At 71.9% G+C, this 21255-nt stretch carries 16 protein-coding genes and 2 tRNA genes; 9 read left to right on the plus strand and 9 right to left on the minus strand.

Going from position 1 to position 21255, the window contains the following annotated elements:
• Nucleotides 1–72 precede the first annotated feature (72 nt).
• Nucleotides 73–1212, minus strand: coding sequence for a YihY/virulence factor BrkB family protein (locus tag ACH9D2_RS11740; protein WP_396362987.1), 1140 nt, complete (start codon nucleotides 1210–1212; stop codon nucleotides 73–75).
• Nucleotides 1213–1382: 170 nt separating this feature from the next.
• On the opposite strand from ACH9D2_RS11740, the gene ACH9D2_RS11745 reads away from it, so the two are divergent.
• A complete protein-coding gene (locus ACH9D2_RS11745; RefSeq protein WP_396362988.1) occupies nucleotides 1383–2240 on the plus strand; it encodes a transglutaminase-like domain-containing protein in 858 nt (285 codons plus the stop codon).
• On the opposite strand, the gene ACH9D2_RS11750 is transcribed toward ACH9D2_RS11745, so the two are convergent.
• The 6 genes from ACH9D2_RS11750 to bcp form a co-directional block, all read right to left on the minus strand.
• On the minus strand, nucleotides 2227–2685 hold the full coding sequence (locus ACH9D2_RS11750) for a MarR family winged helix-turn-helix transcriptional regulator (RefSeq protein ID WP_396362989.1): 459 nt from the start codon (nucleotides 2683–2685) through the stop codon (nucleotides 2227–2229). The two genes, ACH9D2_RS11745 and ACH9D2_RS11750, sit on opposite strands and share 14 nt — an antisense overlap.
• A 226-nt stretch (nucleotides 2686–2911) precedes the next feature.
• Entirely contained in the window at nucleotides 2912–6106 is a 3195-nt protein-coding gene (locus tag ACH9D2_RS11755) for an efflux RND transporter permease subunit (protein ID WP_396362990.1), read from the minus strand.
• Between the two features lie 200 nt (nucleotides 6107–6306).
• Complete coding sequence (locus ACH9D2_RS11760) at nucleotides 6307–7791, minus strand: malate:quinone oxidoreductase (protein WP_396362992.1); 1485 nt, start codon at nucleotides 7789–7791, stop codon at nucleotides 6307–6309.
• Nucleotides 7792–7903: 112 nt separating this feature from the next.
• Nucleotides 7904–9514 (minus strand): ABC transporter substrate-binding protein, encoded by a 1611-nt coding sequence (locus ACH9D2_RS11765; protein WP_396362993.1) that lies wholly within the window; start codon nucleotides 9512–9514, stop codon nucleotides 7904–7906.
• A gap of 72 nt (nucleotides 9515–9586) precedes the next feature.
• Nucleotides 9587–9670 (minus strand) — tRNA-Leu (locus ACH9D2_RS11770).
• A gap of 36 nt (nucleotides 9671–9706) precedes the next feature.
• Nucleotides 9707–10180 (minus strand): thioredoxin-dependent thiol peroxidase, encoded by a 474-nt coding sequence (bcp, locus tag ACH9D2_RS11775; protein WP_396362995.1) that lies wholly within the window; start codon nucleotides 10178–10180, stop codon nucleotides 9707–9709.
• Between the two features lie 234 nt (nucleotides 10181–10414).
• On the opposite strand from bcp, the gene ACH9D2_RS11780 reads away from it, so the two are divergent.
• Nucleotides 10415–10951 (plus strand): MarR family winged helix-turn-helix transcriptional regulator, encoded by a 537-nt coding sequence (locus ACH9D2_RS11780; protein ID WP_396362996.1) that lies wholly within the window; start codon nucleotides 10415–10417, stop codon nucleotides 10949–10951.
• A 306-nt stretch (nucleotides 10952–11257) separates the two neighbouring features.
• Here ACH9D2_RS11780 and ACH9D2_RS11785 read toward each other — a convergent pair.
• A tRNA-Lys gene (locus ACH9D2_RS11785) sits at nucleotides 11258–11333 on the minus strand.
• A gap of 167 nt (nucleotides 11334–11500) precedes the next feature.
• On the opposite strand from ACH9D2_RS11785, the gene ACH9D2_RS11790 reads away from it, so the two are divergent.
• The 4 genes from ACH9D2_RS11790 (at nucleotide 11501) to ilvC (ending at nucleotide 16318) form a co-directional block, all read left to right on the plus strand.
• Entirely contained in the window at nucleotides 11501–12508 is a 1008-nt protein-coding gene (locus ACH9D2_RS11790; protein ID WP_396362997.1) for an NAD(P)-dependent oxidoreductase, read from the plus strand.
• 276 nt (nucleotides 12509–12784) lie between these two features.
• Nucleotides 12785–14677: an acetolactate synthase large subunit gene (locus ACH9D2_RS11795; RefSeq protein ID WP_396362998.1), complete on the plus strand. Its 1893-nt coding sequence runs from the start codon at nucleotides 12785–12787 to the stop codon at nucleotides 14675–14677.
• A gap of 2 nt (nucleotides 14678–14679) precedes the next feature.
• On the plus strand, nucleotides 14680–15189 hold the full coding sequence (ilvN, locus tag ACH9D2_RS11800) for an acetolactate synthase small subunit (RefSeq protein ID WP_017833218.1): 510 nt from the start codon (nucleotides 14680–14682) through the stop codon (nucleotides 15187–15189).
• Between the two features lie 103 nt (nucleotides 15190–15292).
• Nucleotides 15293–16318 carry a ketol-acid reductoisomerase gene (gene ilvC, locus ACH9D2_RS11805; RefSeq protein WP_396362999.1) on the plus strand — a complete coding sequence of 342 codons (1026 nt, stop codon included), beginning with the start codon at nucleotides 15293–15295 and terminating at the stop codon, nucleotides 16316–16318.
• 189 nt (nucleotides 16319–16507) lie between these two features.
• Here ilvC and ACH9D2_RS11810 read toward each other — a convergent pair whose 3' ends face one another.
• Nucleotides 16508–17176 (minus strand): AIM24 family protein, encoded by a 669-nt coding sequence (locus ACH9D2_RS11810; protein WP_396363000.1) that lies wholly within the window; start codon nucleotides 17174–17176, stop codon nucleotides 16508–16510.
• A gap of 98 nt (nucleotides 17177–17274) precedes the next feature.
• Between ACH9D2_RS11810 and metG the strand changes: the two genes are divergently transcribed.
• The 3 genes from metG to ACH9D2_RS11825 all read left to right on the plus strand — a co-directional run bounded on the left by metG (nucleotide 17275) and on the right by ACH9D2_RS11825 (nucleotide 21201).
• The gene (metG, locus tag ACH9D2_RS11815) at nucleotides 17275–18837 is read left to right on the plus strand and encodes a methionine--tRNA ligase (protein ID WP_396363001.1); all 1563 of its coding nucleotides are present in this window, start codon (nucleotides 17275–17277) and stop codon (nucleotides 18835–18837) included.
• Nucleotides 18838–18916: 79 nt separating this feature from the next.
• Nucleotides 18917–19993, plus strand: a complete 1077-nt coding sequence (locus tag ACH9D2_RS11820; protein WP_396363003.1) for a 3-isopropylmalate dehydrogenase — start codon at nucleotides 18917–18919, stop codon at nucleotides 19991–19993.
• A 98-nt stretch (nucleotides 19994–20091) separates the two neighbouring features.
• Entirely contained in the window at nucleotides 20092–21201 is a 1110-nt protein-coding gene (locus tag ACH9D2_RS11825) for a branched-chain amino acid aminotransferase (protein WP_396363004.1), read from the plus strand.
• Nucleotides 21202–21255: the final 54 nt, after the last annotated feature.

The following is a 21255-nucleotide window of genomic DNA, read 5'->3' on the forward strand; positions in this document are numbered from 1 at the left end:
CGCCGCCAGGTCTGTCGCCGAGCTCCAGGAGCTCCATGCGTGCCGCCGGTCGCCCGGACCCGGGGGTGGTCGTCAGCTTCTGCCGGAGACCTTCTCGGAGTCGTTCCCGGACTTCTGGCCGGAGTCGTCGGAGGAGTCGTGGGAGGAGTAGTCGAGCTGCTCGTGCTCGAGGCGCAGCTTCCGGCCCTGGTCGACGAGCTTCTCCTCCTTCTTCTCCTTCTTGTCGACCTGGCGGGTGTCGCGCGGCGGGAGCTGGATGGTCTCCTCGGCCTTGATCCCGCCCTGCAGCTGGCGGCCGCGCTCGACCTCGGCGTCGATCTCGGCGCCCAGCAGCAGCACGTTGTTGATGATCCACAGCCCCAGCAGCAGGATGATGACGGAGCCGATGATGCCGTAGGTCGCGTTGTAGGAGGCGAAGTTGATCACGTACCACGTGAAGGCCGCGGCCGCCAGGGCCGCCACGAGCAGGGCGACGATCGAACCCATGCTGATCCAGCGGAACTTGGGCTGCTGCACGTTGGGCGTGAAGTAGTAGAGCACCGCGATGAGCACGATCGCGAGGATCACGACCACCGGCCACTTGGCGATGCTCCACACCGTCACGGCCGTGCTGCCGAGGCCGACGAGGTCGCCCACCCACTGGGCGATGCCGCCGGAGATGAGCAGCATCAGCATGATCAGGACCACGATGAGGACCAGCATGAGCGTCACGAGGATGTTCATCGGCCGCAGCTTCCAGACGGGCCGGCCCTCCTCGACCTCGTAGATGCGGTTCATGGCCCGGCCGAAGGCCCCCGTGTAGCCGGAGGCCGTCCACAGGGCACCCAGGAGACCGGTGAGGAGGGCGAGCCCGGCGCCGGTGCTGGTGGTGAGGTTGTTGATCGGGCCCTCGAGCAGGGTCACGAGCTCGGCCGGAGCGTACTGGGAGAGGAAGTCCGTGAGCGCCTGGGTGGTGGCCTGTCCCTGGCCGAACACACCGAGCAGGGACACGATGGCCAGCAGCGCGGGGAAGAGGGAGAGGACTGCGAAGTACGTCAACGACGCGGCGAGGTCGGTGCAGTCGTCCTTGGAGAACTCGGAGAGCGCGCGCTTGACGACGTAGCCCCACGAGGGCTTGCTGATCTCGGTGGGGCTGTCCGGCTTGCGGGAGTCCTCGGGGTCCGGCGCGGTGCGCTCCTTGGAGCGGCTGTCCTGGGTGGTGTCCTGGGCCATGCTGCGTCCTTCGCGGTCGGCCGCCGGGTGCAGTGCGCGGGCTCCGGCCGGCGGCGGGGCGTGTGGGGGATGTCTCGTGCATCAGTGTACTGATGATCGCGCCGGTGGGCGACAATGGACCGGGCGGGCGATCGGTCCGCCGTCCGTCCCAGCACACCAGGAGGCCATCCGTGCCCACCACCCGGCGCACCGTCTCCGCGGAGGTCGACTTCGCGTCAGAGACCGACCACCTGGCGGTGTTCTCCCTCGCGGAAGCGCGCACCGGTGGCCGCGGCCGTCCCGGCGAGCGCCTGAGCCTGCGCGTCGACGGGGCCGAGGTGGAGCTCGAGGAGGCGGAGGACCTGCACGGCACCCGGCTGCACCTGGCCCGGGTGCCGGGCGGCACGCAGTGCACGGTGTCCTACGCGCTGGAGCTCGACGGCGACGCGGGCTCTCCGCCGCCGGCGGAGAGCGTCGACCACGTCCGCTACACCCGCCCGAGCCGCTTCTGCCCGTTCGACGAGATGGCCGGGACCGCCGACGCGCTCTTCCCCGGGGCACGGGGCGGCGGCTACGAGACGCTCCAGCGGGTGCGGGACTGGGTGCACGAGCACCTGGACTACGTGGCCGGCTCCTCGACGGCCACCGACACCGCCGTGCACACGTTCCTCACCCGGCGTGGTGTCTGCCGCGACTACGCGCACCTGCTCATCACCCTGCTGCGGGGTCTCGGGGTGCCGGCGCGGCTCGTGTCGGTCTACGCGCCCGGGCTGTCCCCCATGGACTTCCACGCGGTGGTCGAGGCCTGGGACGACGGCGCCTGGTACGTCCTCGACGCCACGGGCCTGGCTCCGCGCACGGACTTCGTGCGCATCGCCACGGGCGCGGACGCCTCGGAGACGGCGTTCCTGACCACCCTCGAGGGGGCGATCACGCTGGGGGGGATGCGGGTGTCCGCGGAGTCCTCCGCGCCCGCGCACGAGGACCCGCGGGCCAGGGTCGTCCTCCCGCTGCAGGACGGCCGGGCGGACCGGTTCACAGGTCGTTGACGGCCTCGCGCAGGCGGTCGGCGAGGCGGGTGAGGATCCGCAGCTCCTCCGGGTCCAGGCCCGCGGACATCAGCTCGTGGACGTGCAGCCGGAACTGCTCGGCGATCTGCACCTGCATCTGCCGGCCCCGGTCGGTCAGCCGGATCCGCAGCCCCCGCAGGTCCTGCGGGTCCTGCCAGCGGTGCACCAGCCCCTTGAGCTCGAGGCGTTCGAGCATCCGGCTGAGACTGGACTGGGTGAGCAGCACGTACTCGTTGAGCTCGTTGAGGCGCATGCCGGACTCGTCGGAGCGGGAGAGGTTGAACAGGACGTCGTACTCGCGGGCGGACAGCTCCGCGAACTCGGGTTGGCGCTGGAGACGCCGCATGACCGTCACCTGGGCCCTGAAGAGGGCCTCCCAGGCGTCGGCGCTGTTCTGCACACGATCTGTTTCTCTGCGGGGCACACGTTAATGCTACGACCCGGTTACATCGGCGTGCGGCGCCCCGGTGTCCCCCCTTTCGGGGGATGCTCCGTCCGGCCGCGCGGCGCACGGGCCCCGTGCCGCCCGCAATTCCCGGCGTGACCTGCGGAGATGATAACGCCCGGGGCTCCTGCGCACAGCAGGACGGCGTGCTCCCTCCTGTATTTTCTATAGCAAACGTCCACGAAAGAGCACACGGTGCCCGGCGTCACGTCCCGCGCGGCGGACGCGCGGAGCCCGTCCCGGACCCGGTCAGCGCGGTGATCCGCTCCTCACGGCGACGGTGCCGCTCCTCCTTGCGCGCCTCGACGAGCCGGTACAGCACCGGCACGAGCACCAGCGTCAGCAGGGTGGAGGAGATCAGCCCGCCGATCACCACCACGGCCAGCGGCTGGGAGATGAAGCTGCCCTGGCCCGTGATCCCCAGCGCCATGGGCGTCATCGCCAGGATGGTCGCCAGGGCCGTCATCACGATGGGCCGCAGCCGGCGGGCGGCGCCCTTCTCGATGGCCTCCCCCAGCACCATCCGGTGCTCCCCTCCCCGGTACTGGTTGATGAGGTCGATCAGCACGACCGCGTTGGTCACCACGATGCCCACGAGCATCAGCACGCCCACCAGCGACGCGAGCCCCAGCGGCACCCCGGAGGCCAGCAGAGCGAGCACCGCGCCCGTGGCGGCGAAGGGGATCGAGACCAGCAGGATCAGCGGCTGGACCAGCGACTTGAAGGTGGCCACGAGCACCACGTAGACGATCGCGATCGCGGCGAGCACGGCGAGCCCCAGCTGCCGGAACGTGGTCTCCTGCTCCGTGGCGGCCCCGCCCAGCTCGGCCGAGGCGCCCTGGGGCAGGTCCAGGTCCGCGAGCGCCTCCTGGACGTCGTTGCTCGTGGCACCGAGGTCGTCGCCGGCCGGGGTGACGGCCACGGTGGCGGTGCGCTGGTCGTTGCTCGACGTGATGGTCTCGACCGTGAGCGCCTCCTCGACCTCGGCCAGCTCGCCGAGCCGGACGGTCCCGCCCGCCGCCGGCACCGGCAGGGCCCGCAGCGCCTCGACGTCCTCGACGGCAAGGCCCTCGCCGATGGTCACGGCCACCGAGTCGGCGTCCAGGTCGATGGACCCGGCGGGGAGGGGGTTCACGGTGCCGGCGAGCGCGCCCGTGACCTGCTCCTCGCTCAGACCGCGCGCGGCGGCGGCGGCCCGGTCGACGGTGACGACCACGGTGGGCTGGGTCGCGGCCAGGTTGCTCGTGACCTGCCCCGCGGAGCCGAGCTCCCGCATGGCCCGGACCACGGCCTCGTCAGCCTCCACGAGCGTCGGCTGGTCCGTGGCGCTGACGGAGATCTCGACGTCGTTGCTTGTGAAGCCCTGGGCGCCCTGCACCGAGAACTCCCCGGCGCCCTCCAGCCGGTCCAGGCGCTCGCCGACGGTGCGGCGCAGCCGCTCCTGGTCCACCGCGGCGTCCGTCGTCACGGAGAACGTGGCGCTGTTGGTGCCGCTGCCGGGCAGGAACGCGGAGAAGCCACCGCCGGGGCCCATGGTGACCTGCACGTCCTCGATGCCCTCGGTCCAGTCCAGCACCTCCTCGGTGCGGCTCGCCTGCTCGGAGGTCACCGCGAGCGCGGTGCCGGGCGGCAGGTCCTGCTCGATCGTCATGGTGTTCTGCCCCGTGTCCCCGAGCAGGTTGGTGGGCAGCACCGGCAGCAGGGCGGCCGTTCCGCCGAGGATGAGCACGCTCACCCCGAGAGTGGCCCACGGGTGGCGCTGCGTGCCGCGCAGGACCGGGAGGTAGCCCTGGGCCAGCCGCGTCGGCGTCCCGGCCGCGGTGCCGGCCGCGGGCTCGGCCCAGGGCGCGGGGCGGTGCGCCGGCGCCCGGTGGCCCCGCCGGACCAGACGGGGGTCCCGCAGGAACCAGAACGCGAGGACGGGCACGATGGTCAGGGACACCACGAGCGAGGACAGCAGCGCGATGGTCGTGGTCAAGGCGAACGGGCGGAACAGCTCGCCGGTCACGTCGCCCACGAACGCGATGGGCACGAACACCGCCACCGTGATGAGGGTGGAGGCGGTGATCGCTCCCGCGACCTCGCGCACGGCGGTGAGGATGGCCCGGCGCTTCGCGTTGGCGGGGTCGGTGCGGAGGTCGACCGTCCCGTAGTGGCGCTTGATGTTCTCGATCACCACGATGGAGTCGTCCACGACCCGCCCCACGGACAGGGTGATCGCCGCCAGGGTCAGGAGGTTCAGCGAGTAGCCCAGGGCGTTGATCCCGATGAACGTGGCGAGCAGGGACAGCGGGATGGAGATCGCGGTCACCAGCGTCGAGCGCAGCGACGCCAGGAACACCAGGATGACGAGCACGGCGAACGCCAGCCCGAGGAGTCCCTCGACCGTGAGGTCCTCGATCGACTGCTCGATGTAGGGGGCCTGGTCGAAGACCGCGGTGATCTCGGCGCCGTTGCCGAGGTCCTCCTCGAGCTCGGGGATCATCTCCTCGACGGCCTGCGAGATCCCCACGGTGTCCCCGTCCGGGGTCTTGGTCACGGACAGTGCCAGGGTCGGGTCCCCGTTGGTGCGGGTGATCGACGTCTGCTCCTGCTCGTCGAGCTCCACGGTGGCCACCTCGCCGACGGTGGTGGGCTCGGCGCCGTCGGGCGCGTCCTCCGGGAGGGGCAGCGGGACGTTCTCCACGGCCTCGAGGGAATCGAGGGGGGAGCCGGCCTGGACGGGGAGGGTCGTGGCCCCGTCGTCCACGGTGCCCACGGGCACCAGGCCGCCGCTCTCCTCCAGGGCGGTGCGGATGTCGGCGGGCGTGGCTCCGGCCCGGGCGAGGTCGGCCCGGTCCGGCAGGATCGAGACGACCTGGTCGGGGGCGCCGCTGACCTCGGCGGAGCGCACGCCCTCGATCTTCTGCAGGTCCGGGACCGTCAGCCGTTCGAGGTCGGCCGCGAGCGGGCTGAGCTCCTCGTCGGAGGACACGGCCAGGAAGACGATGGGGAAGTCCGCCACGGAGCCGGCGAACGCGGTGGGCTCGACGTCGTCGGGCAGCTGCGTGCGCACGTTGGAGATCGCCCGCTCCACCTGGTTGCGAGCCCGGTCCAGGTCGGTGCCGTACTCGAAGCCGAGCTGGATGTTGGACAGCCCGCCGCGCGAGGTGGACGTCGAGCTCTCGAGGCCCTCCACGATGTTGAGCGCGCGCTCGAGGGGCCGGCCCACCTGCTCGTCGACGACCTCCGCGGACGCGCCGGGCATCGCCGAGACCACGCTGATGGCGGGGATCTCGAGGGACGGGATGAGCTCCTGCTTCATGGACCGCATGCTGAGCACCCCGAAGAGGGCGACGAACAGCGTGATGAGCACGATCAGGGCGCGGTTGGCCATCGATGCGCGGGCGAGGGAGAACACTCTGCTCCTTGGGGCGGGAAGGTCGAGGTCGTCCCGGCCGGGGCCGGGGCGCACGCCCCCCAGGGTACCGCCGCCTACCGACAGGTCACCGGGCCCCCCGGGCCCGGCCACGGGGGCGGGACGGACGACGACGAGGCCCCGGACCGACCTGCGGTCCGGGGCCTCGTCCCGCGGGCGGAGCCGTGCGGGGCGTCGCGGTGTCAGTTGATGCCGAGCACCCGGGCGGTGCGGCCCATGACCTCGTCCGCGAGCTGCGGGTTGTCGTTGAGCTTCACGCCGTAGGACGGGATGAGCTCCTTGATCCGCGGCTCCCACCCGGACATCCGCGCCGGGAAGGACTTCGCCAGGAGGTTGAGCATGATGGGCACGGCGGTGGAGGCCCCCGGGGAGGCCCCGAGCAGCCCGGCGATGGAGCCGTCCGCGGCGGTGATGAGCTCGGTGCCGAACTGCAGCACGCCGCCCTTCTCCTTGTCCCGCTTCATGACCTGCACGCGCTGCCCGGCCTCGACGAGCTCCCACTGCGGGCCGTCGGCGGTCGGGTAGAACTGCTGCAGCGCCTCGACCCGCTGGCCCTTGGACTTGGCCAGCTCGCTCAGCAGGTACTTCACCAGGTCCAGGTTGGCCAGGCCCGCGCGGGTCATCGGGTAGATGTTGTGCGGGCGCACGGACAGGGGCAGGTCCAGGTAGGAGCCCTGCTTCAGGAAGTTGGGCTTGAACCCGCCGAAGGGGCCGAACAGCAGCGCCCGGCGGCCGTGCTCGTAGCGGGTGTCCAGGTGCGGGACGGACATGGGCGGAGCGCCCACGGAGGCCTGGCCGTAGACCTTGGCGTTGTGCTGGGCGGCGACGTCCTCGTCGGAGTTGCGCAGCCACAGCCCGGAGACCGGGAACCCACCGTAGCCCTTGGCCTCCCGGATACCGGACTTCTGCAGCAGCGGCAGGGCGCCGCCGCCCGCCCCCACGAACACGAACTTCGCGCGGATGAGCCGGTGGCCCTCGGAGTTGAGCCGGTTCTTGACCTTCGCCACCCAGGTGCCGTCGCCCTGGCGGTCAAGGTCCACGACCTGCCGGCCGTAGCGCACCTCGCCGCCCCGGGCCCGGAGGTGGGCGACCTGCTGCCGGGTCAGCTCCCCGAAGTCGACGTCGGTGCCCTCGGGGGACCAGGACGCGGCCACGCGCCCCGCGCCGCGGCCGTGCATGGTCAGCGGTGCCCACTCGGCGATCTTCTCGCGGTCCTCGGTGTACTCCATGCGCTCGAAGAGCTTGTTCGGCCGGAGCGCCTCCCAGCGGCGGCGCAGGTAGTCGCTGTGGGCGTCGCCGAAGACGAGGGACATGTGCGGCACCGGGTTGATGAAGGTGCTGGGCTCCTGCAGCTTCCCCTCGGCCACGAGGGAGGCCCAGAACTGGCGGGAGAGCTGGAACTGCTCGTTGATGCCGAGCGACTTCTCGGGGCTCACGGATCCGTCGGCTGCCTGGGGGGCGTAGTTCAGCTCGCACAGCGCGGAGTGCCCGGTGCCGGCGTTGTTCCAGACGTTGGAGCTCTCCGCGCCCACCTGGTCGAGGCGCTCCAGCATCGTGACGTCCCACTGCGGCTCGAGCTCCTTGAGGAACACGCCGAGAGTGGCGCTCATGACGCCTCCGCCGATCAGGAGGACGTCGGTCGATTCCGTTGCCTGAGGTGATGTCACAGTCGATGCTCCCGTTGAAGGCCCGGCGCTGCGCCGGTGGATGGTCGGAATCAGACTATCGCCACGCCCGGACGATCCCCGAATGCGGCCGGGGGCGCGTCGGGGGCCGTGCTCATCCCTCGGTGTCGAGGTCCACCCGGTTGAAGGCCTCGTAGCCGGTCGAGCTCAGGGGGAAGGACGTCACGGAGTCGCCGACGGCGACCGCCGAGATCGGATGGGCCAGCGGGACGGCGGGCAGCAGGCGGGAGACGCGGTTGTTGATGGACGCGTACGCGCTCGACCGGGCCTCGCCGTCGGGCAGCGCCGGCGCGCGGTTGACCGCGCGGAACAGGGACGCGGCGTCCACCCCGAACTCGCCGTGCGGGGCGCCGAACAGCGCGGCCGTGAAATAGTCCGGGTCGCGGTATCCGCCGTTGAGCCCGAGCAGGTGCAGGGCGTGGTCGCCGTCCGGGTCCAGGACCCGCTCCACGTAGCCGTCCGACCACTCCACGGGGACGGGCTCGACCACGAACCCGGCCCGCACGAGCTGGGCCGCGATGTCGGCGTAGACCTTCTCGGGCTCCTGCATGTAGGTGCGGGAGGTGTTGCGCGGGTAGTAGAACCTCAGCGGCTCGCCGGCGTAGGACGAGGCCGCCAGCAGCTCCTGCGCCCGCTGCGGGTTGTAGGAGGGGACCTGCAGGTCGGTCCCGTCCATCGCGAAGCGGGCGGGCAGGAACTGGTCGGCCACCCGAGTGCCGTCGGGGTAGTGCTCGCGCACGATCGCCCCGCGGTCCACGGCGGCGGCGATGGCCGCCCGCACGTCGGGATCGTCCAGCGGCGCCACGTCCTGGTTGATGCCGAGGTAGGACACGGAGTACGGGTCGCGCTGGAGGACCTGCACGCCCTCGCGGGCGAGCGGGGCGAAGGAGTCCAGGCCCACCTGGTCGTAGCCGTCCACCTGGCCGAGGCGCAGGGCCACGTAGCGCAGCTCGGGCTCGGCGATCGTGCGGAACTCGAGCCGCCCGATGTCCCCGAGCTCGCCCCAGTAGTCCGGGTTCGCGCTGAGCACCACGTTCGTCCCGTCCCCCGACTCGTAGCGGAAGGGGCCGGTGCCCACGGGGTGCGTCTCGTGCGTGCCGGCCGCGAGGGCCGAGGGGGACGCGATCCCGAACGCGGGCTGCGTCAGCGCCCGGAGCAGGGGGGTGTGCGGCGCGGAGAGCGAGAGCACCACCGAGGAGGCCGATGCCGCGGTGCACCCCCCGTACAGGGACTCGGTGCCGGGAGCGGTGGTGCGGAAGACGGTGGCGAACGGGGTCCGCGCCCCGTCGGCGGCGAGCGACTCCCAGCGCTCGAAGTTCGCGCACACCGCCGCCGCGTCCAGGTCGGTGCCGTCGTGGAAGCGCACGTCCTCGCGCAGGGCGAAGGTGTAGGTGAGTCCGTCCGGGGAGCGTCTCCAGGAGCTGGCGAGGGCCGGTACCGCCTCTCCCGTGGAGGGGTCGGCGGAGACGAGTCCCTCGAGCATCTGGGCCCCGATCCGGGACGTCTCCAGGATGTTGACCGTGGCCGGGTCGAGGGTGGGGGCCGCGGCGGCGTTGGCGAAGACGAACTCCGCGCTCGGCACGGACCGGGAGGGGGTGGGCGCCCCGGGCGCGTCGTCGCCCCCGGGGGAGCACCCGCCGAGGGCGAGGAGCCCCGCGGCGAGCGCGAGCGCGGCCGCGGTGCGGGGGATTCGCCTGGGCGCCATGGGTCCTTCGCTGCCTCGCCGGATCGGTCGTGGGTGTCGTCGTGGGCGGTCCCCGGGCCGGGGACCGCCGGGTGCGCGAGGCGGGACTCGAACCCGCACGCCTGTCAGGGCACAGGAACCTAAATCCTGCGTGTCTGCCAGTTCCACCACTCGCGCCGAGGGGCCCGTGCGGGCCCCTCGTTCATCCTAGCCTCAGCCCTCGAGCCCGAGGTCGCGGCGCAGCTTCGCCACGTGGCCCGTGGCGCGCACGTTGTACTGGGCGAGCTCCACGTCGCCGTCGGGGCCGACCACCACGGTGGAGCGCACCAGGCCCTCGTAGGTCTTCCCGTAGTTCTTCTTCTCGCCCCAGGCCCCGTACGCCTCGGCGACCCGGTGGTCGGCGTCGGAGAGCAGGGGGAAGGTGAGGGACTCCTTCTCGGCGAACCGTGCCAGGGCCTCCGGCCCGTCCGGGGAGATGCCGAGCACGGCGAACCCGTCCGCGGCGAAGCGCTCCAGGCTGTCCCGGAAGTCGCACGCCTGCGTGGTGCAGCCGGGGGTGGACGCCTTCGGGTAGAAGTAGACGACCACTCGCCGCCCGCGGTGGTCGGCGAGCGAGACGGTCCGGCCCTGGGCGTCGGGCAGGGCGAAGTCGGGGGCCTGCCGGCCCGGTTCGAGACGTGCTGCCATGGGATGCTCCTCCGTGGTTCCGGTAGTGGTGCCGCCCGTGCCGCCGGTCGCGGTGCCGGTGCGGCGGGACGGCCGCGGACCACGAACACTACCGGCGCTCCCCCCGGGGATCCTGGACCCCTCGGCGGCGCCCCCCCCCCCCCGGCCCGCCCTGCGTTCACGCGCAGAGAAATGCTCATAAGTTTGCTTAGCATGGTGCTGTATTCCGTGTTCCGGGTCGGTAGACTGCTTTGCATGCCTTTCACCACTCAATGGCCGACCAACCGATTGCTCTCGACCGCGGCCCGGCTCGTGGAGCACGCGTGGAACGAGCGCCTGGCCACGCTCGGAGTGACCCACGCGGGTGTCATGGCCCTGGACGTGCTGAAGACGGCAGGGAGCATGACCCAGGCCCAGCTGGCGCACCGTGTCCGGGTGCAGGCCCAGACCATGGGCAAGACGCTGCACCGGCTCGAGCTGCACGGCCACGTGACCCGGTCGAAGAACATCCGTGACCGCCGCAGCCACCTCGTGTCGATCACCCCGGAGGGCCAGCGCATCCTCGAGGCCGCCACCCAGCTCGAGGACGAGCTGGTGGACCACGGGCTGCTCACGGACGAGCACCTGCGCCGCACCCTGGCCGACATCATCACCACGCTCGGCGGGGCCCGCTGGAAGCTGCGGGTCGAGCCGGACGGAACCGTCACCGACGCCGGTTCCGCCGACGCGACCCCGCCCGAGGAGTCGCGCGAGATCGCCGAGGCCGGCAGCCAGGGGGACGCCGCTCCCTGATCCGGCCACGGCCCACGGTTCCCCCACCCGCGGGCCGGGTCGCCAGGGGACGGGACCCCAGCACGAGACCCATGGGCGAGGTCACGAGGACGTGACCTCTGCCGAGAGCATCCGGGGGCACGGCGACGACCCCGGTTTTTTCGTGCCCGGCTCCCGTGCCCGGGAAGGACGGGTGCCTGCCCGGCGGTGGTGCGCGCGGTGTCGACCGCGGCCACGGGCCCGCCGGTGACGGACGGGAGGCGGGCGACGAAGAGCTCGCGCACGGCGAAGGGCCCCACCGCGACGTTCCGCGCTGGGGCCCTTCCGTGGTGCGCCCCCTCGGACTCGAACCGAGAACCCATTGATTAAGAGTCAATTGCTCTGCCAATTGAGCTAGAGGCGCTGGTGGTGCGGCAAGAACGTTAGCACGCCTCGGCCCGGGGGCCGAATCGCACCGGCCGGCTTCCGCCGTGCCCCGCCTCGCAACGAGAAAGTACTCTACCATCCCGGCCCGGCTTGTCCATTCCGCGGCCACGCCCACCGGCGGCCCCGACGTCTACCATGGCGGTCATGTCCTCCGCACAGACCCCGGCGCCGCCCACCTCGTCCGTCCCGCTCTCCGAGCTCCGCGTGGTCTCCCTCCCGGAGCAGCAGCTCGTGGACCACCTGAGCGCCCGCGTCCCGGGTTTCCGCTACGTCCTGTGGGACATGGCCGGTGACCCGGTGGGGGCCCGCGCCGACGAGATCGACATGGCGGTGGCCCCGTACTTCACCGGCCGCTGGATCGGGGCCCTGCCCGCCGCGACGCGCCTGCGGCTCCTGCAGCTGCAGAGCACCGGCTTCGACGGGGTGCCGGAGGCCGTCGGGCCGGATCTCGCGCTCTCGACCGCGGGCTGGGTGCACGCCGCCGGGACCGCCGAGCTGGCCCTGGGCCTGATCATCGCCGCCCAGCGCGAGCTCGACCGCGCCGTGCTGCAGCAGCACGACGGGATCTGGCAGCGCTTCGGGACCCGCAGCCTGGCCGACAGCCGCGTCCTGGTGCTGGGGGTGGGCGAGATCGGCTCCGCCGTGGTCGACCGGCTGCTCCCGTTCGAGGTCGACGTGACGCGGGTGGCCTCCCGCGCCCGCACCGACGAGCGCGGCCCCGTGCACGGGGTCGACGAGCTGCCGGCCCTGCTGCCCGACGCGGACGTGCTCGTGGTGGCACTGCCCGCGAGCCCGGCGACCGACGGCCTCGTCGACGCCCGCGTGCTCTCCCTGCTGCCCGACGACGCCCTGGTGGTCAACGTGGGCCGCGGCCGCGTGGTCGACACCCCCGCGCTCACCGAGGAGGTCGTGTCAGGGCGGCTCCGCTGCGCGCTGGACGTCGTCGAGCCCGAGCCCTTCCCCGGCGACCACCCGCTGTTCCGCGCCCCCGGGGCGATCCTCACGCCGCACACCGGGGGCTCCTGCACCTCGTACAAGCCGCGCGTGCGGCGGCTGCTGCGGACACAGCTCGAGCGCATCGCCGCGGGGGAGCGCCCGCTGTTCCTGCAGCAGGAGGGCCGGCTCGCCGTCCCGGCGGCCGGGGACCGGTAGTCCTGGACGTGCCGTGTCTCACATCTTGGGACACGGCGTCCGGAGATTGACACGCCTGGACGGGCGGCAGAGCATGGGACCATGCAACTCAGCCACGGTGTCGTCCAGCTCACGGTACGCGTCCTCGTCGGACGCGGGGCCTGAGCCGACGACCGGTCGAGCGCACGGGCCCTGTCGCACCTCCCGGTGCAGCGAGGGCCTTTTTTCTTGCCCGGCACCCCGGGGGACCGACTTCCCGGCCGGAACAGAACCACCCAGACCAGAAGGACTGCTGACATGAGCAAGGGACAGCCCATCAGCCCAGCGCTGATGGCCACCAAGCGCGCGGAGACCGCCGCTGACCACCGGCCCCCCGGGGCCCCGGAGAAGTCCGTCCCCGCCGTCCCGTCCGTCATGGGCCCGAGCAACACGGTGGCCCCCACGGAGATGACCGGCTCCCAGGCCGTCATCCGGGCGCTGGAGGAGCTGGGGGTCACCGACATCTTCGGCCTCCCCGGCGGCGCGATCCTGCCGACCTACGACCCGCTCATGGACACGGACAAGATCAACCACATCCTGGTCCGCCACGAGCAGGGCGCCGGTCACGCGGCCGAGGGCTACGCCCTCGCCTCGGGCCGCGTGGGCGTGTGCATCGCGACCTCCGGCCCCGGCGCCACGAACCTCGTCACCGCCCTCGCCGACGCCCACATGGACTCGATCCCGATGGTCGCGATCACCGGGCAGGTCTCGTCCAAGGTGATCGGCTCCGACGCCTTCCAGGAGGCGGACATCGTCGGGATGACGATGCCGGTCACCAAGCACTCCTACCTCGTGACGCGCGCCGAGGACATCCCGCGCGTGCTCGCCGAGGCGTTCCACCTGGCCTCGACCGGCCGTCCCGGCCCGGTGCTCGTGGACATCGCCAAGGACGCCCAGCAGGACACCATGACGTTCTCCTGGCCGCCCCGGATGGACCTGCCCGGCTACCGGCCCGTGACGCGCGGGCACGCCAAGCAGATCCGGGAGGCCGCCAAGCTCATCGCCGCGGCCCAGCGGCCCGTGCTCTACGTGGGCGGCGGGACGATGCGCGCCGACGCGGCCGCCGAGCTCAAGGAGCTGGCCGAGCTGACCGGCGCACCCGTGGTGACCACCCTGACGGCACGGGGCGTGTTCCCGGACTCCCACGAGCAGAACCTCGGGATGCCCGGCATGCACGGCACCGTCCCGGCCGTGTACTCGATGCAGCAGGCGGACCTGCTCGTGACCCTCGGCGCGCGCTTCGACGACCGCGTCACGGGCCACCTGGAGACCTTCGCCCCCACGGCCAAGATCATCCACGCCGACATCGACCCGGCCGAGATCTCCAAGAACCGCACCGCCGACGTCCCGATCGTGGGCGACGTCAAGGAGATCATCCCGGACCTCGTGACCGCCGTGCGCCAGGAGTTCGAGCGCGGCGGCAGCCCCGACCTCTCGTCGTGGTGGACCGCGCTGAGCAGTCTGCAGGCCACCTATCCGCTGGGCTATCCCCAGCCGGCCGACGGGCTGGGGTCGCCGCAGCACGTCATCGAGCGGATCTCCGCCCTGACCGGGCCCGAGGCCGTCTACGTCTCCGGCGTGGGCCAGCACCAGATGTGGAGCTCGCACTTCGTGCAGTACGAGCGGCCCCGCCAGTGGCTGAACTCGGCCGGCCTGGGGACCATGGGCTTCGCCGTCCCGGCCGCGATGGGGGCCAAGGTCTCCCAGCCCGACCGCGTGGTCTGGGCGATCGACGGCGACGGCTGCTTCCAGATGACCAACCAGGAGCTCGCCACCTGCACGATCAACAACATCCCGATCAAGGTGGCGGTGATCAACAACTCCTCGCTGGGCATGGTGCGCCAGTGGCAGACGCTGTTCTACGACGGCCGGTACTCCAACACCGACCTGAACACGGGCCACGACAGCATCATGGTGCCGGACTTCGTCAAGCTCGCCGACGCCTACGGGTGCGCCGCCCTGCGCTGCACCCGCGACGAGGACGTCGACGACGTCATCCGGCAGGCCCTCGAGATCAACGACCGCCCCGTGGTGATCGACTTCGTGGTCTCCGCCGACGCGATGGTGTGGCCGATGGTGCCCTCCGGCGTGTCGAACGACCAGATCCAGATCGCCCGCAACATGACCCCCGAGTGGGACGAGGAGGACTGACCATGAGCCGACACACCCTCTCCGTGCTGGTCGAGGACAAGCCGGGCGTGCTGACCCGGGTGGCCGGACTGTTCGCGCGCCGCGCCTTCAACATCGACTCGCTCGCCGTGGGACCCACGGAGCTCGACGGCGTCTCCCGCATCACCGTGGTGGTGGACGCCGAGGGCGAGCTGCTCGAACAGGTCACCAAGCAGCTGAACAAGCTCATCAACGTCATCAAGATCGTCGAGCTGACCCCCGACTCGTCGGTGCAGCGCGACCACATCATGGTCAAGGTCCGCGCCGACGCCGCGACCCGTCTGCAGGTCACCCAAGCCGCGGACCTGTTCCGGGCCACCGTTGTCGACGTCTCCACCGAGTCGCTCGTCATCGAGGCCACCGGCGCCCCGGAGAAGCTCCGGGCGCTGCTGGACATCCTGGAGCCGTTCGGCGTCCGGGAGATCGTCCGGGCCGGTACGCTGGCCCTCGGACGTGGTCCCAAGTCGATGAGCGACCGCGCCCTGCGCCACTGACGCCTCCGGGCGGCGGTGGCAGCGGGCGCCGGCCCGCAGACACCCCAACCACCTCGCGGCGGTGCAGCCGCCGCGCCCACCCATGCTTCAAGGAGACATTCCCATGGCAGAGATCTTCTACGACGACGACGCCGACCTCTCGATCATCCAGGACCGCTCCGTGGCCGTCATCGGCTACGGCTCGCAGGGCCACGCCCACGCGCTGAACCTGCGCGACTCCGGCGTGGACGTGCGCATCGGCCTCGCCGAGGGCTCGCGCTCCCGGGCCAAGGCCGAGGCCGAGGGCCTGCGCGTGCTCACCGTCGCGGACGCCGTCGAGGAAGCCGACGTCATCATGATCCTGACCCCCGACCAGGTCCAGCGCCACGTCTACGCCGAGTCCATCGCCCCGAACCTGGAGCAGGGCGACGCGATCTTCTTCGCCCACGGCTTCAACATCCGCTACGGCTACATCGAGGCCCCGGAGGGCGTCGACGTGGTCATGGTCGCCCCGAAGGGCCCGGGCCACACCGTGCGCCGCGAGTTCGAGGCCGGCCGCGCCGTGCCCGCCCTCGTGGCCGTGGAGAAGGACGCCTCCGGCAAGGCCCTCGAGCTGGGCCTGTCCTACGCCAAGGGCATCGGCGGCACCCGGGCGGGCGTGATCAAGACCACGTTCACCGAGGAGACCGAGTCCGACCTCTTCGGCGAGCAGGCGGTCCTGTGCGGCGGCATGTCCCACCTGGTGCAGTACGGCTTCGAGACCCTGACCGAGGCCGGCTACCAGCCGGAGATCGCCTACTTCGAGGTCCTGCACGAGCTCAAGCTCATCGTGGACCTCATGGTGGAGGGCGGCATCGCCAAGCAGCGCTGGTCGATCTCGGACACCGCCGAGTACGGCGACTACGTCTCCGGCCCCCGGGTGATCAACCCCGCGGTCAAGGAGAACATGAAGGCCGTGCTGGCCGACATCCAGGACGGCACCTTCGCCAAGCGCTTCATCGAGGACCAGGACAACGGGGGCGCCGAGTTCAAGAAGCTGCGCGAGAAGGAGGAGTCCCACCCGATCGAGGTCACCGGCCGGGAGCTGCGCAAGCTCTTCGCGTGGACCTCCCCGGACGCCGACTACGTCGAGGGCACCGCGGCCCGCTGATCCGCACCGCCCCCCGCCGCCGCGAGCGGTGGCGGGGGCACCGGCCGAGGGGCCGCGTCCGCNCCGCACGTGATGTGCCGAGCACTCCGTGCGGGCGCGGCCCCTCGCCGCGTCCGCCGGTCCGGCCCCGGCGCAGGTGCCCGTCGTCGTCCTCGCCCGCGGTCGCCGCTCGCCCGGCGGTGACCGGGCTCAGCCCTGCCGCACCGCCGGCACGCCCTCGGAGGGCTGGACGACGACGAAGCCCGGGCCGGAGAAGGCGAGCTGGAACGCCTCGCCGGAGCCGCCGCGCAGCAGCGAGCCCATCGACAGGTCGTTCTGGATCCCCGGCACGAGGTTCGCCGACCACGCGACCGCCGCCTGCGGGTCCACGAAGGTGGGCTGGACGGAGCAGTCGAGGATCATGGGCGGCCCGTCCGAGCACAGGGCGAGCACGCCCTGGCCGGAGAGCTCCAGGTTGAACAGCCCGCCGGACATCAGCCCGGCCCCGCCCACCCGCCGGATGTCCCAGGCCAGGGTGTCGTCGAAGGCCAGCAGGGACCCGCTGCCGACGGTGATGGCCTCGCCCTCGAGCAGGACGGTGAACACGTGGCGCGCCTGCCGGGCGAAGAACACCTCGCCCTCGCCCGAGACCCGCATCATGGGGGCGTCCTCGTTGGTGAGGACCTTCTTCATGAGCTTGCCGATGGAGCCGGAGCCCTCGTGCCGGAAGGCCATCCGGCCCTGGTAGGCGACCATGGCGCCCTTGGTGGCGACGACGTCGGGGCCCAGGCCCACGCGCAGCATCCGGTCGGACTGCCGTGCCCAGCGCTCCCGGCTCTGGTGCTCGAAGTGGTCCTGGGCGAAGAGCTCGCTGCGCACGGTGGCCTCCTGGGGTTCTCGGTGCTCGCTGTCCCCACCCATCGTGGCACCGGAACGCCCGGATCCGCACCGTCCGGGAGGTCGGTAGAGTGGAGGCCGTGACTTCCTCCCACCGCACCCCGTACTACATCACCACGGCCATCGCGTACCCCAACGGCACCCCGCACATCGGGCACGCCTACGAGGTCATCGCGACCGACGTCATGGCCCGGTTCAAGCGGCTGGACGGCTACGACGTCCGCTTCCTGACCGGCACCGACGAGCACGGGCAGAAGATGCAGCAGACCGCGGAGAAGGAGGGCCTCACGGCCCGGGAGCTCGCGGACCGCAACTCGGCGCGCTTCCGCGAGATGGACGACGCGCTGAACATCTCCTACGACCGCTTCATCCGCACCACGGACGCCGACCACTACGCGGCGTCGGCGGCCATCTGGCGGCGGATGGAGGAGGCCGGGGACATCTACCTCGGCAAGTACGCCGGCTGGTACTCCGTGCGCGACGAGGCGTTCTACGGCGAGGACGAGACCGAGCTCCGCGAGGACGGCGTGCGGTGCTCGACAGGCACCGGCACGGAGGTCACCTGGACCGAGGAGGAGTCCTACTTCTTCCGCCTCTCCGCCTACCAGGACCGGCTGCTGGCCCTCTACGAGCAGGAGGGCTTCGTCTTCCCCGAGACCCGCCGCAACGAGATCTCCTCGTTCGTGCGCTCGGGCCTGGAAGACCTCTCGATCTCCCGCACCACCTTCGACTGGGGCGTGCCCGTGCCCGGCAACCCGGACCACGTGATGTACGTGTGGGTGGACGCCCTCACCAACTACCTCACCGGGGTGGGCTTCCCGGAGACCGACGCCGAGACCTTCCGGCGGTACTGGCCGGCCGACGCCCACGTGATCGGCAAGGACATCGCCCGCTTCCACGCCGTGTACTGGCCGGCGTTCCTGATGTCCGCCGGGCTGCCCCTGCCCAGGCGCGTCTTCGCCCACGGCTTCCTGTTCAACCAGGGCGAGAAGATGTCCAAATCCGTGGGCAACGTCATCGACCCGCACGCCCTCGTGGCCGAGTACGGGCTCGACCCGCTGCGCTTCTTCCTGCTGCGCGAGGTGCCGTTCGGCCAGGACGGCAGCTACTCGCACGACGGGATCAAGAACCGGATCAACTCCGACCTCGCCAACGACCTCGGCAACCTCGCGCAGCGCTCGCTGTCGATGGTCGCCAAGAACTGCGAGGGCCGGGTCCCCGTGCCGGGGGAGCTCACGGCCGAGGACCGCGCCATGCTCGCGGCCGCAGCCGGGCTCTACGAGCCGGTGCGCGCCGAGTTCGACGAGCAGCAGTTCCACCGGGCGCTCGAGCGGATCTGGCGGGTGGTCGCCGAGGCCAACCGGTACTTCACCGCCATGGAGCCCTGGAAGCTGCGCAAGACCGACGCCGAGCGGATGGCCACCGTGCTCTGGGTGACGCTCGAGGTGGTGCGCGTGGTCGGCGTCCTGGTGCAGCCGGTGATGCCCGACGCCGCCGCCCGGCTGCTCGACGTGCTCGGCCAGGACGAGGGCGGGGCCCGGCTGTTCACCGCCCTGGGCACGGCCCTGGTCCCCGGCACGGAGCTGCCCCGGCCCGCGCCGGTCTTCCCGCGCTACGAGGAGCCCGCGGCGCTGCAGGCCTGAGCCCGCCCGCTCCGTCCATCATGTGAGACGTCCGTCCACTCCGTGGTCGGACGGGTCGTCGTGCTCCTATCCTGGGGCCATGAGCCAGCCGACATCCGCAGCAGCCCCCGTCCACCTGAAGATCGCCCTCGTCCCGGGAGACGGCATCGGCCCCGAGGTCGTCGCCGAGGCGGAGAAGGTCCTCGACGCCGTGACCGCCGCGGCCGGCGTCACCGTGGAGAAGCGGGAGTTCGGCCTCGGCGCCCGGCACTGGCTCGAGACGGGGGAGACCCTCACGGACCGCACGCTGGACGAGCTGCGCGCCTACGACGCCATCCTGTTCGGCGCCGTCGGCGCCGCGCCGGACGACCGGCGGGTCCCGTCCGGGATCATCGAGCGCGACGTGCTGCTGAAGATGCGCTTCAGCCTCGACCACTTCGTCAACCTCCGCCCGTCCAAGCTGTTCCCCGGCACCACGAGCCCGCTCTCCGCCCCCGGGGACATCGACTTCGTGGTGGTGCGCGAGGGCACCGAGGGTCCCTACGCCGGCAACGGCGGGGTGCTGCGCGGCGGCACCGACGCCGAGATCGCCACGGAGGTCTCCCTCAACACCGCCCACGGCGTGCGCCGCCTCGTGCGCTACGCCTTCGAGCTCGCCGCCACGCGGGAGCGCAAGAGGCTCACGCTGGTCCACAAGCACAACGTGCTCGTCAACGCCGGCCGCCTCTACTCCCGCCTCGTCGAGGAGATCGGCGCCGAGTTCCCCGACGTCGCCGTCGACTACCTGCACGTGGACGCGGCCACGATCTTCCTCACGACCGACCCGGCACGCTTCGACGTCATCGTCACCGACAACCTCTTCGGGGACATCCTCACCGACCTCGCCGGCGCGGTGACGGGCGGCATCGGCCTGGCCCCGGCCGGCAACATCAACGCGGACCGCACCGCGCCGTCGATGTTCGAGCCCGTCCACGGCTCCGCCCCGGACATCGCCGGGCAGCAGCTGGCGAACCCCGTGGCGGCGATCCTCGCGACCGCCATGATGCTGGACCACCTCGGCCACCCCGGGCCGGCCGCCCGGATCGAGGCCGCCGTGCAGCGGGACCTCGCCGAGCACGGCAACGAGACCCGCACCACCGCCCAGGTGGGCGACGACGTGCTCGCCGCCCTGGCCTGAGCCGCTCCCGGCGTGCTCCGGGGATAGGCTGGGGCACGGAAGCAACAGCTGAGCCCCGCGTGCCGGTCGCCACGGGGTCGACCTCGCAGGGAGACGCAGTGACCACACAGCCCACCACCTTCGCCCACCACCTCAGCCAGGACCCGGTCCCGGAGGAGGTGCGGGCGGCCATCCTCGCCGATCCTGGGTTCGGCACGAACTTCACGGACCACATGGTGAAGATCGACTGGTTCGGGGACGTCGAGCAGGGGACGGGGCGCTGGAGCGACCCCAGGATCGAGCCGTACGGCCCCCTGGTGCTGGACCCCGCCGCGGCCGTGCTGCACTACGGCCAGGAGATCTTCGAGGGGCTCAAGGCCTACCGCCACGCGGACGGCTCCGTGTGGACGTTCCGGGCCGAGGCCAACGCCGCCCGGCTCAACCGGTCCGCCCGCCGGCTGGCGCTGCCGGAGCTGCCCGAGCAGATGTTCCTGGACTCGCTGCGGGAGCTGGTCTCGGTGGACGAGCAGTGGGTGCCGGACGGGGACGGCGAGTCCCTGTACCTGCGCCCGTTCATGATCGCCACGGAGGCGTTCCTGGGCGTGCGCCCGGCCCGGCAGGTGCTGTACTCGGTGATCGCCTCCCCGGCCGGCAACTACTTCGGCGGACCCGTGAAGCCCGTGGACATCTGGCTCTCCCGGGACTGGGCCCGGGCCGGGCGCGGCGGCACGGGGGCGGCCAAGTGCGGCGGCAACTACGCCGCCTCCCTGATCGCCCAGATGGAGGGCGACGCCCACGGGTGCCAGCAGGTGATGTTCCTGGACCGCGACCGCGGGGACGCCGTCGAGGAGCTGGGCGGCATGAACGTGTTCTTCGTCTACGAGGACGGCCGCCTGGTGACGCCCGAGCTCACCGGCACGATCCTCGAGGGCGTCACCCGCCGCTCGATCATCCAGCTCGCGAAGGACCGTGGGATGAGCGTCGAAGAACGTCGTTTCACCCTCGACGAGTGGCGCGAGGGCTGGCAGGCCGGGACCATCACCGAGGCGTTCGCGTGCGGGACCGCCGCCGTCATCACGCCCATCGGCCGGCTCCTCTCCCCGGAGGAGACCATCGGCGACGAGGGCTCCCGGCCCGGCGAGGTCACCATGGACATCCGCAGGCAGCTCCTGGAGATCCAGACGGGCCGTGCGGAGGACCCGCACGGCTGGCTGACCCGCCTGGTCTGAGCCCCGGCGGCCCCCGGGACGCCCCCGGGGGCCGCGCCGCGGCCCGCGGACCGT

The sequence above is a fragment of the Kocuria rhizosphaericola genome, from assembly GCF_044462205.1.
Classification (GTDB): domain Bacteria; phylum Actinomycetota; class Actinomycetes; order Actinomycetales; family Micrococcaceae; genus Kocuria; species Kocuria rhizosphaericola.